The 13,097-nt window shown below is 59.1% G+C and carries 11 protein-coding genes; 3 read left to right on the plus strand and 8 right to left on the minus strand.

Going from position 1 to position 13,097, the window contains the following annotated elements; translation table 11 throughout:
- Nucleotide 1: 1 nt before the first annotated feature.
- The 8 genes from ACYVIT_RS13830 to ACYVIT_RS13865 all read right to left on the minus strand — a co-directional run bounded on the left by ACYVIT_RS13830 (nt 2) and on the right by ACYVIT_RS13865 (nt 9,803).
- Nucleotides 2–832 (minus strand): alpha/beta fold hydrolase, encoded by an 831-nt coding sequence (locus ACYVIT_RS13830; protein ID WP_415805130.1) that lies wholly within the window; start codon nt 830–832, stop codon nt 2–4.
- A gap of 37 nt (nt 833–869) precedes the next feature.
- On the minus strand, nt 870–1,823 hold the full coding sequence (locus ACYVIT_RS13835; RefSeq protein WP_415805131.1) for an amidohydrolase family protein: 954 nt from the start codon (nt 1,821–1,823) through the stop codon (nt 870–872).
- 95 nt (nt 1,824–1,918) lie between these two features.
- The gene (locus ACYVIT_RS13840) at nt 1,919–3,580 is read right to left on the minus strand and encodes a TRAP transporter large permease (RefSeq protein WP_415805132.1); all 1,662 of its coding nucleotides are present in this window, start codon (nt 3,578–3,580) and stop codon (nt 1,919–1,921) included.
- A 1-nt stretch (nt 3,581) separates the two neighbouring features.
- Nucleotides 3,582–4,133 (minus strand): TRAP transporter small permease subunit, encoded by a 552-nt coding sequence (locus tag ACYVIT_RS13845; protein ID WP_415805133.1) that lies wholly within the window; start codon nt 4,131–4,133, stop codon nt 3,582–3,584.
- 63 nt (nt 4,134–4,196) lie between these two features.
- On the minus strand, nt 4,197–5,387 hold the full coding sequence (locus ACYVIT_RS13850; protein ID WP_415805134.1) for a xanthine dehydrogenase family Fe-S subunit: 1,191 nt from the start codon (nt 5,385–5,387) through the stop codon (nt 4,197–4,199).
- Nucleotides 5,384–6,259 carry an FAD binding domain-containing protein gene (locus ACYVIT_RS13855; protein WP_415805135.1) on the minus strand — a complete coding sequence of 292 codons (876 nt, stop codon included), beginning with the start codon at nt 6,257–6,259 and terminating at the stop codon, nt 5,384–5,386. The genes ACYVIT_RS13850 and ACYVIT_RS13855 overlap by 4 nt, the downstream gene beginning before the upstream one ends.
- On the minus strand, nt 6,256–8,676 hold the full coding sequence (locus ACYVIT_RS13860; protein WP_415805136.1) for a xanthine dehydrogenase family protein molybdopterin-binding subunit: 2,421 nt from the start codon (nt 8,674–8,676) through the stop codon (nt 6,256–6,258). The genes ACYVIT_RS13855 and ACYVIT_RS13860 overlap by 4 nt, the downstream gene beginning before the upstream one ends.
- 41 nt (nt 8,677–8,717) lie before the next feature.
- Nucleotides 8,718–9,803, minus strand: coding sequence for a TRAP transporter substrate-binding protein (locus tag ACYVIT_RS13865; protein WP_415805137.1), 1,086 nt, complete (start codon nt 9,801–9,803; stop codon nt 8,718–8,720).
- 380 nt (nt 9,804–10,183) lie between these two features.
- Between ACYVIT_RS13865 and ACYVIT_RS13870 the strand changes: the two genes are divergently transcribed.
- The 3 genes from ACYVIT_RS13870 to ACYVIT_RS13880 are packed head-to-tail and all read left to right on the plus strand — an operon-like array spanning nt 10,184 to nt 13,088.
- On the plus strand, nt 10,184–10,495 hold the full coding sequence (locus tag ACYVIT_RS13870) for a non-heme iron oxygenase ferredoxin subunit (protein ID WP_415805138.1): 312 nt from the start codon (nt 10,184–10,186) through the stop codon (nt 10,493–10,495).
- 3 nt (nt 10,496–10,498) lie between these two features.
- Nucleotides 10,499–11,770 carry an NAD(P)/FAD-dependent oxidoreductase gene (locus ACYVIT_RS13875; protein WP_415805139.1) on the plus strand — a complete coding sequence of 424 codons (1,272 nt, stop codon included), beginning with the start codon at nt 10,499–10,501 and terminating at the stop codon, nt 11,768–11,770.
- A 28-nt stretch (nt 11,771–11,798) separates the two neighbouring features.
- Nucleotides 11,799–13,088, plus strand: a complete 1,290-nt coding sequence (locus ACYVIT_RS13880) for an aromatic ring-hydroxylating dioxygenase subunit alpha (protein ID WP_415805140.1) — start codon at nt 11,799–11,801, stop codon at nt 13,086–13,088.
- Nucleotides 13,089–13,097 lie beyond the last annotated feature (9 nt).

Genomic DNA, 13,097 nt, shown 5'->3' on the forward strand with positions numbered 1-13,097 from the left:
CTCAACGTGGATTCGGGCCCGGCAGGGCCACACCAAGAAACGTGCCGAATGCGGCATAAAAACCCTCTTCGTTATCCCACGGAATCATGTGGCCGGCATCTCGCACACGAATATGTAAGAGCTTCGGCACCAAGTCCCGCAGTTCGTTGACATCGTCATCACGCACCACGTCTCCCCGTTCGGCGGTGATAAGCAAGGCCGGTATTTTCAGATGGGCCAGGTCGGCATGAATGTCGTCCATATGAAAACCATCAAAGCTCGCCAGAATGGCGCGCTCGTCACACGTATGCAGCCATTGCGCCCGCAACTGCCGCTGTTCTTCCGTCCAACTCGGGCAAAATACGGACATGTCCGCCGCGCTCATTCCTGCGCGCGCCTGTGCCATGGATCCGACATACCAGGGCAACTGAGCAGGATACGGGCGACGCCCGGGGCCAGATACGGGAGGATCCACCATCACGAGACGATGAAGTGCCGGAGATTGACTGCGTGCGGCACGAATGCCGATGCGTGCTCCCATGGAATGCCCCACGATGCTGTATCGTTCAAAGCCCAGCGCTTGCGCAAAGGCCAGGACATCCGCTGCCTGTGCATCCAGGCTGTAATCCAGAGAAGCATCGGCCTGCGACAATCCCCTGCCCCGCACATCCAGGACGTAGGTATCGAACACCGAGCCGAAACGCTCGGCCACAAATCCCCATGTCACCGCCGGACTGGTAATCCCGGGAATGATAATGACGGGATCTCCTCCCGGTTTCGCCCCGCCGTAACGCAAATAATGCTGTCGTATGCCATTGGCATGCACATGGCCGCCGTATTGATAGGTGCTCATATGGAATCCTTGCTGAGAAAATCCGCCTCGAGATCGATCAGAGTTTGAATAGTCTCTCGGCGTTGCCATGGCACACCAATGCGCGTGTGGCCTCATCGAGTGGCGCGGTTTCGATGAACTCGGCGGCGATCGCGCTGGACTCGTAGGGATAGTCCACCGAGAACATGACGGCTTCGGCGCCCATTTCGGCAATGGCGGCCACCAGCGTCGGATGCGAGCAGACGCCCGAGGTCGTGATCAAAATGTTGGACCCGAAATAGGCCGATGGCGCCTGCTCGAGCGTGACACCATGGGGGTACACCGCAAACCGGCTATCGAAGCGCCAGCGCAGAAACGGCAGTCCCTCTCCCATGTGCCCCAGAATCAACCGCACGCCGGGAAATCGATCGAACACTCCCCCAAACAGCAGACGCAGCGCATGCGTACCTGTCTCGACGCCCCACCCCCATGTCGCGCGCTCGATCACGGGATGGCCGCCATAGGCATGGGGCATCACGTACGCGTCGGCGGGATGCAAGTAGATCGGAGCCTGTAGCGCTTGCACGCGTTCCCAAAATACGTCGTACTCGCGTCCATCGTAATAGGTGCCATTCGTGTGGCCGTTGATCAAGGCACCTTTGAAGCCATAGTCGCGCACCGTGCGTTCGAGCTCGTCCGCAGCGACTCTGGGATCATGCATGGGGATGACGGCAAAGCCGCCGTATCGACGGCTGTTTTTGGCGATGCGCTCGGCCAGGAAGTCATTATTTTCCCTTGCTCGTCGCAACGCCGTCGCGGGATCCAGTTCGGCCTGAACTCCTGGCCCCGTTTGCGACAGAATGACATAGTCAATGCCATTCTCATCCATATCCGCGAGCCGCAGCTCATCGAAGTCGGCGAGACGGCGCCCGGTCTCTGCATAGGTGGCGGCGTCGATATGTTGCGCGAATACTTTGGAGTATTCCTGAAATCCCGGGGCGGTGTAATGTTCTTCAAATGCAATCTTTCGCATGGCGCTGTTTCCTGGTGATTAAATGCTGGACGGCACACCGTCGACTAACTCTGGCCGAAAGTATTCAGCACACTGATGAACGGTTTAAAAAAATTCTACTTGCCGAAAGGATTGCTCATGTTGGTGCCGTAATTGCTTTCAAAGCCTCCCCCTTGCATCTCTATTCGCACATTGGAAGAATCGATTTCTTTCACGCCATCACGGTAGTGCGTCACTAACGAGGGAATACACAGAACGATGGCCACCATGAGCAACTGAATGGCGATAAACGGCAAGGAACCCCAATAGATCTGGCCAGTGGTGACCTTTGGAATCATGGCGCCAGTCACTCTGTCTGGATAATCCTCGCGCGGCGCAACTGATCGCAGGTAGAACAAGGCCAGGCCAAATGGCGGGTGCATGAATGAGGTTTGCATGTTCAGCGCCAGCAGCACACCAAACCAGATCAGGTCGATACCCAGCTTGTCCGCCACCGGCCCCAGCAAGGGCACGATAATGAAGGCCAGCTCGAAAAAATCCAGGAAAAACGCGGCGACGAACACGAATGCCATGACAAAAATCAGGAAGCCGGTTTCGCCTCCTGGTACGGATACCAGCAGATGTTCTACCCAAAGATCGCCATTCACAGCGCGAAACGTGAGACCGAACACCGTGGAACCGATCAGGATGAATAGTGCGAAACACGTCAGCCGGGCGCTGGAGTCCATTGCCTGTTTGAGCAGAGGCAAGCTCAGCCGACGCTTGAACAGGGCCATGACGATTGCCCCCAACGCACCCATCGCTCCGCCTTCTGTAGGGGTGGCCAGCCCGATAAATATCGTGCCCAACACCAGAAAGATGAGCGCGAGCGGGGGGATCAATGCAAACGTGACGCGCTCGGCGATTGTTGAGAGCCATCCCAGACGCAATACCCGGTTGAGCGATGCCAGCAGAAAGGCAACGGAGCCCCAGCAGAGGATGGCGATCACGCCCGTCTCATCAATCGGCGCGTTGGGGTCAATGACATTCACTGTCAGGACATAGGCGCAGAGGCTCGAGAGCAGCATCAGCACCACCAACGAACGGATCCCCGATGATCCATTGGCCTGCCCGAAATCTCTCGCGGCGGCCGGCATGGCTGGTCCCGCGGCAGGTCGAATCCAGGTGAGAACGAGGGCGTAGGTCAGGTACGCGACGATCATCAGTATGCCTGGCAAGATCGCGCCACGATACATGTCTCCCACGGAACGGCCCAGCTGGTCGGCCAGGATGATCAAGGTCAAGGAGGGAGGAATAATCTGTGACAGCGTGCCGGAGGCTGCGATCACCCCGGTGGCCAGTCTGCGGTCATAGCCATACCGCAGCATGATGGGCAAGGAAATAAGCCCCATCGAGATGATGGATGCCGACACGACCCCCGTCGTTGCCGACAGGACGGCGCCCACTGCTACTACTGCCACCGCCAGACCGCCACGCACCGGACCAAATAGCTGCCCTACGGTTTCCAGCAACTCCTCTGCCATGCCGGACCGCTCCAGAACCAGGCCCATGAACGTAAAGAACGGCAAGGCCAGCAAGGTATCGTTGGATACCACGCCAAATACGCGTTGCGGCAACGCCTGGAAAAGCGACGGCGAAAGCAGGCCAAGTTCCATGCCAATGACGCCGAACAGGATGCCATTCGCCATCAATGCGAACGCGACCGGGAACCCTGTCAAGAGCAGAAAAATCAGGGTGGCGAACATAATCGGCGCCATGTTGCCGATGAAGAATTCCATGTCAGTCTGCCTTTTTTGCCGAGTTCGTTTCGCGTTCGCGCGGATCGCCGCACAGGCCTTTCAGAAACCCTACGCACTTGATGAGGTGCGACAGGGCCGCCACGATCAACAATGTGAAACCGACGGGCACCAGCAATTTCGCGGGCCAGCGGATCAGGCCGCCTGAATTGGAAGACATCTCGCCGCTGACATATGATTCCCAGAACATGGGCCACGCTAGCCACATGATCAGACCGCAACCGGGCAACAGAAAAAACAGTACGCCAGCGATTTCCATGCGTACCTGCGCCCGGCGCGAGAATCGCTGAGCGATGATATCGACGCGCACGTGATCGTTGCGCAGCAATGCATACCCGGCCGTCAGCAGGAACAGTGCGCCGAACATATACCACTGGATTTCCAGCCACGCATTCGAGCTGGTATGAAAAAGCTTGCGCCCGACGGCGTTGGCCGTGCTGATCAGCACCATGGCCAGGATAAGCCAAGCCACAATGCGGCCTACAAAAATGCTTATTGCGTCTATGGCATGGGATACCCTAAGCAAGGCTTGCATTGGCAGTCTCTTGATGTGGATAACGTGCGGTTGATGGGAAAGCGTTACACCATACGTACCGGGCTATCGCCGGCGTCGCTGGAACAGGCGCAGAATGCGATCTTTGAGTACACCGAAGAACAGCACCACTGGATTCAAGGCTTTGACCGGCTCGTCTGCCGAGCTCGGGTTTTCGATGCGTCGCGTCACGTTACGCCCAAATTCGGCGATCATGCGGCGCACGAAATCCTGAACCAGGCCTGAACGCGAGAACTGTGCCAATGGGCCCTGCAGCGAATAGTCCATATCAATCTCGACTCGCGTGCCCTGCCCTTCGGCCAGTATCCGATACTGGATGTCGCCCTGCGCGCGCGACTGGCTGACGGTATCGCGCCCCGTGCCATGCAACACGGCGAACCGCTTTTCGTTGTCGAGCTCGAGTTGCGCGGTCCCCTGGAACGCGGCCTGCATCGGACCGAACTTGATGGCGATATGGCCCTGGACTTCATTGCCCTGTTGAGAGGTTATCTGCGCACCGGGCAAGCAACCCGCCACCATGGGGAGATCCACCATGAATGACCAGACCCGCTCGGGCGGAAAAGGTACGGTGAACTCACCATTGATATGCTGTCCTTTTCCTTTGCTGTCGCCCCTGCCGGGTGAGGCAGGCGCCGAGGGCTGTGCCTGTTTCACAGCGCTGTCCATAGGCTCGACGGGATCGAAAACTGGCATCGTCTTTTCATGAGCGATGGGAATGATCGCTGGCGTGGATAGCCCGGCACGCAACGCCGTAACCGCGGGATCGGGCAGCTCGCGCAACTCGTCGAGGACTGACTGTATTGCCGCGACTATCCCCATATACCCGGTGCAACGGCACAGATTGCCGGCGAGCTCGATACGGATCCGCTTTTCGTCCGCATCCGGCAGGCGCAGCACGATGTCGCGGGCCGTGGCCAGCATACCTGGCGTGCAAAAGCCGCACTGCAGCGCGTGATGGGCCCGAAAAGCCAGACGCAAACGCTGCATGACGGGGTCATCGTCGTAGCCTTCGACCGTGGTGATGTTGCGCGACTCGCAGGCGACAGAGAACGTTATGCAGGATCTGACCGGCTTTCCATCGAGCAGTACCGTACAGGCCCCGCACACACCGTGCTCGCACCCAAGGTGTGTACCGGTGAGATGCTCTTTGTCGCGCAGATAATCCGCCAGATGCATCCGAGCGGGAACGTCATGGCACACTTGTTGGCCATTGACTGTCATGGAAACTCTATTCATCGCGCAATCTCGCTCGCCTTGCGTTCAAAGGAGGGTTCCGCCACGGGCAACGCGTCGTTGAGCGCTTGATCCAGGCAGCGGGTCACCGCGGTTTCGTAAAGGTGGCGCTCGACGCCGTCTTTCTCGGGCAGCGCTTGTTCCACCGCCGAACGTATCGACGATGCCGTGACGGCTGATCTGCCTGTTTTTGCACAGGCATGTGCCAATGCCATCAACGAGCGAGGCGTAGCGTCAATGGCGCCCAGGACGATTCGGGCGGTACGACTGGCGGGGTCAAACCACGCCACGCAACTGGCTTCGGCAAACTCCCCGGTCTTTCTGCAGAATTTGTAGTAGCCAAATCGAGATTCGGCGCTAAAGGCAGGAACATCGACGGCGACGATGAGTTCGCCTTCTTGGAGTGAGGTCGTGTATGCGCCCGCCATGAATTGCTGAACGCTCTCGTGGCGTACTGCTTGCCGTGGCCCGGCGATTTCTATCCTGGCGTCCAGTCCGGCACAGACGACGACCCAGTCGGCCGCGGGGTCGGCGTGAGCGAGGCTGCCACCTAGCGTCCCGCGATTGCGGACTGCACGATAGGCAATGCGCTGCGCGACGTGTTGCATCGGATGGCCTCGAAGGCATTCGTGCACGCCATCCTCGATTTCGGCATGCGTCACCGCCGCGCCCACACGCAGTCGAGCGCCGCGGCGCTCGACCTGGCGCATTTCCGCGACACGAGAGATATCCACCACGGCGGGAGGACGCGCCAAACGCAGGTTCAACATGGGGCCCAGGGATTGGCTGCCCGCCATGGGTTTGGCGCCTCGCAGGCCGGCGAGCGCGTCGTTCAGCGTCACCGGACATGCGTAATCAAAACGTGCTGCCTTCATGATTGAGCCTCCACCTCGGCTTGCACCGTCGCAAGCGTTGCCGGGTGCCTCGCGGTTGCGCTATTCGCGCCTGCCAAGGCGTGCCGTAATCTCGCGGGAGTCAATGGCGTGCGGTTGACTACCGGCGCATTCAACCGCCGAAGCACGTCGTTTACCGCGTTGTAGATCACAGCGGGCGGCGCAATGGCTCCCCCCTCCCCCATGCCTTTGGCACCAAACTCGGTATGCGGCGACGGGGTTTCAAAATGATCGATGCGAATATGCGGTACCTCTGTGGCGCCAGGCATGACATAGTCGGCAAAGGTCGACGCCAAGGGTTGCGCATTTTCGTCGTAGGGAGTTTCCTCGTAGAGGGCCGTTCCCAAGCCCTGTGCGATGCCCCCAAAGGTCTGCCCCTCGACCACCATGGGATTCACCATGGTGCCGCAGTCTTCGACCACGACATAGTCCAGAATCTCGACCTCGCCCGTACCGGGATCCACCGCGACCACGGCGGCATGGGTGGCGTAGGTGAACGCGCCACTGTCGACCTTGGGCTTGTACCCCACGGTGGTCTCCAGGCCGCCGACGTGGGCGTCCGCTGGCAGGGTTTGGGGATTGATATACCAAGCTTGGGCGACGTCACGAATCCCGACCGAATTGCTACCTGCCCATACCGCACCAGCGCGCAATTCGGCAGTGGAAAGCTCGGCTTTCAACAGGTGTGCGCCGATATGCAGAATGCGTGGCGCCAGCTCTTTACACGCTTGAGAGACCGCGCCGCCCGACATCACCAGGGAGCGCGATGCATAGGTCCCCGTAGAGAATGGCGTTTGGCCCGTATCGCCGTGTATGACCCTGATGTTCTCGACATTGACGCCTAGAATCTCGTGGGCGATCTGAGCAAACGTTGTTTCCATTCCCTGTCCATGGGAATGCACGCCCACGCGTATCTCCAGGCCGCCATCTGGGGTGACTTTGACGCCGGCTTGGTCGTAGCCCGGTATCACTGGCGTTCCCCACGCCGCAAACACCGAGGTGCCGTGGGCGGACTGCTCGGTGTAGGTCGCCACGCCGAGGCCGATCAAACGTCCGTCCCGTTCCGCATGCGCTTGACGCGCGCGTATCGCGGGCGCATCAATCATTTCCAGCGCGCGGCGCAGGCTGGCGGGATAGTCGCCGCTGTCGAAATGTTTGTTCGCGACGTTGACATAGGGCATTTGCTCTGGCTTGACCAGATTCAGCAGCCTGACGTCCCAGGGTTCGCGGCCGACCTCGGATGCGATCGCGTCCATCATCAACTCGATGGCAAAGCACACGCCGGTGCGCGCCACCCCACGGTATGGGACAAAACCGGGTTTGTTTGTCGCCACGCACTGCGTCAGGCAACGGTATCGCTGAAAATCGTACGGACCGGGGAGATTGCCCGTTGCTTGGCCTGGCTCCAGGCCGATCGTGAACGGCCAGACCGAATAGGCACCGCCGTCGATCACGATGTGCGCATCGAGTGCCAGCAGCCGTCCGTCGCGGTCGGCGTAGGCCGTCATGTCGTAGTAATGCTCTCGCGTGTTGGCGCCGGCGATGAGATGCTCCCGACGGTCCTCGAGGTACCGAAACGGCCGTTTATAGGTCTTTGCCAGCCATGCAATACAGACCTCTTCTTGCTGCAGCACGCATTTGTATCCGAAGGCGCCGCCCACATCCGGGGATATGACCCGAATCTTGGTCTGGTCCATCTCCAGGCATTCAGCCAGCCCCGTACGTATCATGTGTGGAACTTGGGTCGCGCTGATCACAACCAGTTGATCATCGCGATGGTCCCAATAGGCCAGCACGGCCTTGCCTTCCATGGGCACCATGCACTGACGCGCCAGCTCGACCCGCCGTCGCACGACCACTGGCGCATCGAACGCCGCCACGTCGAAATCCCGATCCGCCTTCAAGGTGACGAACACGTTGTCGTGCCATTCCTCATGAACGAGGTGGTCCGTAGCCGCGAGCGCCGATTCCGTATTGGCGTAGACAGGCAGCTCGCCATAGTCGACATTGAGCTCCTCGATCAGGTCTTCGGCCTCCGCGCGAGAGGCGGCAATCGCCATGGCGATGGGTTCACCGACGAATCGCACTTTGCCGCTGGCCAGCGGTGGCTGCGCGGAACGCTGGTAGGTGGGCAGCGTCGAATCCGCGACGATATCCCGTACCTGCATATGCTCGCGGGTGAACGCCTTCCCCGCGAGCGATTCCGGCAGGTGGATCCGGTCCAGGCTGGCATGAGCGAGGGGGCTGCGAAGAAACGCGACTTCGCACAGACCAGGCATGGACATGTCTCCAACAAACTGGCCTTTGCCCATGAGGTGGCGAATGTCCTCCTTGCGAGGGACGCGCGCGCCGACACCTTGCGGTGCCGCACTGTTCGAGGCGGGAGGCTTTTCGTGCATAAATACCTCAGGAAATCGGCGGCTGCTCGCCGCCGGATGGTTCAACGGCGGGTCACTGCCTGGAATGTGTAGTTATCGAGCGCGCTCTCGGCCACGCGGAACCAACTCGCCTCGTCGCGCTGGAACTCGGCCCATTGCGGATAAAGCGCGGCGAAATCGGGGTTGGACGCGCCCAACTCTTTCCAGAGTTCTTGCGAGGCCTTATAGGCGGCATCCATGACGTCGCGGGGAAAGAACGACAGCTTTGCGCCGCCGGCGATTAGCGATTTCAAGGCGCCGGGGTTGCTGGCATCGTATTTTGCGAGCATTTTCATGGTCTGCTCCGAGCTGGCGCACTCGAATGCCGCTTTGAAAAGCGGAGGCAATGCATTCCAGGCCTCGGCATTGACCATGGTGGTGATCGAGGCACTGCCCTCGAACCAGCCCGGCGAGTAATAGTATGGCGCGACCTTGTTGAGGCCGAGCTTCAGGTCATCATAAGGGCCGATCCATTCGGCGGCGTCGATCGTGCCTTTCTCCAGCGAGGGATAGATGTCGCCGGGGGGGATCTGTTGAGGGATGGCACCCAGTTTCGAGAGCACCATCCCTCCAATGCCGCCGATACGCATTTTGAGTCCTTTGAGATCCTCCACCGTTTTTATCTCGCGGCGGAACCATCCCCCCATCTGCACACCCACGTTGCCACAGACGTGATTGACGATGTTGTATTTCTTGTAGAGCGCGCGCAGTTTTTCGAGACCGCCGCCGTAGTGGATCCACGCGTTATGTTGACGCGCACTCAATCCGAACGATAGACCTGTGTCGAAAGCCAATGCCGTGTTCTTTCCAATATGAAAGGTGGCGAGGACGTGGTTGCACTCCACGGTGCCATTGCTGACGGCGTCCATGTTCTGCGCCGGGGGCACGAGCTCCCCGGCGGGAAAGGCGCGGATTTCAAATTTGCCGTCGGTTAACTCGGCGACGCGTTTGGTGAGCGCCTCAGCCGACCCGTACATGGCATCGAGGCTTTTGGGCCAACTGGTGGACATGCGCCAGCGGACGGTGGCAGAACTTTGCGCCACTGCTGGCGCTGCTACGGCCACTGCACCGATACCCGCGGCGTGGGTCAAGAAACGACGACGTTGCATAGCTGGTTCCCTTGTTTTGAATGGCCGTATTCGGCCCTTTGCTGTGGAGTATCCGGCGCGCTGCGCAGAGACCGTGCCACCGGATCATGACACGACCAAACCAAAACTCAAGCTGATTTATAATCAGTATGCTGACTATTTATCAGTTCAGTCAATAGGTTTTTTTCCTGATCTTATACGCGCACTTTCCAATAATTCTATGCACTGTAATTTCCGTAAATAACCCCATATATATGCACTAATGAACCGATTAATGCGCTGAGCGACAAGGCAATCAGGGCATTCCCCAATGCATGAAAAATGTGTGATCGAGAACTGGATCAAAAAAATTTTCACTGCTAGAATTTATTCAGTGTGCTGATCATTTTCAAAGGAAAATCATGGATTGGACTCGCATTGCTTCGGTGCAGGAGATCGACGACGACAGCGCCATATCAATCACGGCAGGCCAGGTTCAGTTGGCGTTATACAAATGCGACGGCGAGCTCTTTCTTTCCGACGGCATCTGTACGCACGGCCACGCCATGTTGGCCGAGGGGTATGTGGAGGACGGCTGTGTCGAGTGTCCGCTGCACCAAGCCCAGTTCGATTTGAGTACGGGCATTCCCCGGTGCGGGCCCGCCACGGTGCCTATCCGGGTTTACCCGGTTCGCGTCGAGGACGGCTCCGTCTATGCCCAACTGGATACCTGAACCATGTCCACGCCGAAAACCATTCTGATCATTGGTGCCGGCCAGGCAGGCGCGGTCGCGGCACGCACGCTGCGCGATCTGGGTTATGACGGGCGCATCACGATAATCGGCAATGAAGCTCATCTGCCATACGAGCGCCCTCCTCTGTCCAAAGCCGCATTGGAGCAAGACGTCGATCTCGCCATAGGCAGGGTGTATCCCGCGGAGTTTTATTCGGAACAGAACATCGAAGTGATCACCGGAGTCAGTGCTCAATTGCTTGATGCCCAACGACGCGAGGTCGGCCTGTCAGATGGCAGAACGTTGACATACGACGCCTGTTTGCTGGCCACCGGAGGACGAGCCAAGCACCTACCCATGTTGCCGCGCTCAGCGACCGTGCACACCCTGCGTACCCTGAACGACGCAATGACCTTGGGTTCGGCTCTGAGGCCCGGTATGCGATTGGTGGTGATCGGCGGTGGTTTTCTCGGTTTGGAGGCCGGCTGGAGCGCCAAGCAGCGCGGCGCCAACGTGACGGTGCTCGAAGGCGGACCGGCATTATTGGGCCGGGTGTTGCCCCCTCAGGTCAGCCATTGGCTATCACAGCGCGCCCGAGCAATGGGGCTGGACGTACGTCTGGGCGTTGCGGTGACCAGCGCGCTCGCGGACGCCTCTGCTGATGGGAAGATGGCGATCACGCTAGGCGACGACAGTGTCATCGATGCTGATCATGTGCTGGTCTCGATCGGCCTGACGCCAGACACCGCACTCGCCCATGCCGCGAATCTATCGATCTGCGCCGAGACCGGCGGCGTGCTGGTGGACAGGCATTGCCGGACTTCGAACGAGTACGTTTGGGCAGCCGGTGACTGCGCCAGCCAGTATCAGGCTCCGGGCGACACCCCTGTGCGAATTGAGTCGTGGCAGAACGCGAACACCCAAGCGGCCATCGCCGCGGCTGCCATCCTGAATGCGGCTAGGCCCGCGGTCCCCTACCCTTGGTTCTGGACTGATCAGTTGGGCTGCAATATCCAGATATTGGGCGCCCCATCCCCCGACCTCGAATATGTCGTGCGCGGCGACGCCGCGCCGAACGAGTCCGTTCCCAAATGCTTGTATCTTGGATTGCGTGATGGCGTCCCGGTACATGGCGTAGCGATCAATGCGGGAGGCGACTTGCGGGTGTTGCGTCCGCTGTTCGAGCAATCGGTTCGCATTCCCGCAGAGGTCTTTGCGGACATGGCCACCGGCTTAAAACCATTCGTTAAATCGTGCATGGCACAACCAGCCTGACGGCGCACATCATTCAGGAGCTTTATCCATGTATCAATCACAAACCGTGATCGGCATTACGCCCGCTCGAAAAGATCCTCCGCTAGCCGACTGCGTGTGGCCAGAGGACGCGTTGCATTATGTGCCTGACTGGGTCTATACCAGCCAGGCCGTCTACGAGCTCGAACAGGACCGGATCTTTCGCGGAAAAACGTGGAATTTCGTGGGCCTGGAGGCCGAGGTGCCCGAGCCTGGCAGTTATAAGCGGTCTTATGTAGGCGCCGTTCCCGTGGTGGTGTCACGCGCGGAAGACGGCAGCCTGCATGTCTTTGAAAATCGCTGCGCGCATCGTGGTGCAGAGTTTTGCCGGCATGGACAAGGCAAAACCGCCGAGTTTATCTGCCCTTATCATCAATGGTCCTATGACCTGAAGGGCAATTTGCAGGGCGTCCCCTTCAAGCGCGGGGTCAACAAGGCGGGCGGCATGCCGCGCGATTTTCGCAATGACGAGCATGGCCTGCGCAAGCTGAACGTGACCACACGTCATGGCGTGATCTTTGCATCCTATTCACACGACGTTGAGCCGCTGGAGGACTACCTCACGCCCGAGATGCTCATGGATTTCGACGCGGTATTTCCAGGGCGTCCGCTGAAAATACTGGGCTATTACCGCAACGAGCTGCCCTGCAACTGGAAGATGTATCACGAAAACCTGAAGGATCCTTATCACGCCACGCTGCTGCATTCATTTCTGGTCGTGTTCGGGCTGCTGGTGGCGGGAAATAAATCGGCGATGACGGTCGATACTGTCCATGGACGCCATGGCACGATGGCATCGGCCAAGAGCGAGGACAAGTACGCGACAGTGAGTGAGGAAAACAAGAAAGAGATGCGCTCTTTCCATGATGGCCTGCGCCTGCGCGATGATCGGTTTCTGGAGTACATCAAGGAATTCGACTCGCCCTGGTCGGTGACGATGCAAACCATTTGGCCGAACCTGATCGTGCAACGGGAGATGAACACCCTCGGCGTGCGTCACATTATTCCCAATGGCCCTAACAGCATGATCATGCAATGGACCATGTTCGGCTATGAGGACGACACCGACGAGATGCAGCGCCATCGCCTGCGCCAAGGCAATCTGATGGGGCCGGCGGGTTTTCTGGGCCTGGAAGACAACGAAGCCATGAAGTTCGTTCAAGAAGGCGTACGCCGTTCCAGCACGGATCTCAACGTGCTCAAGCTGGAGAGCGGCAAGGTGGGAACCTCCGACTCGCTGATTTCCGAGGCCGCCATTCGCGCCATGTATCAGTACTACCGCCAAGTCATGGAATTTTGAAGAGCCCGA

The sequence above is a fragment of the Bordetella muralis genome, assembly GCF_054781015.1.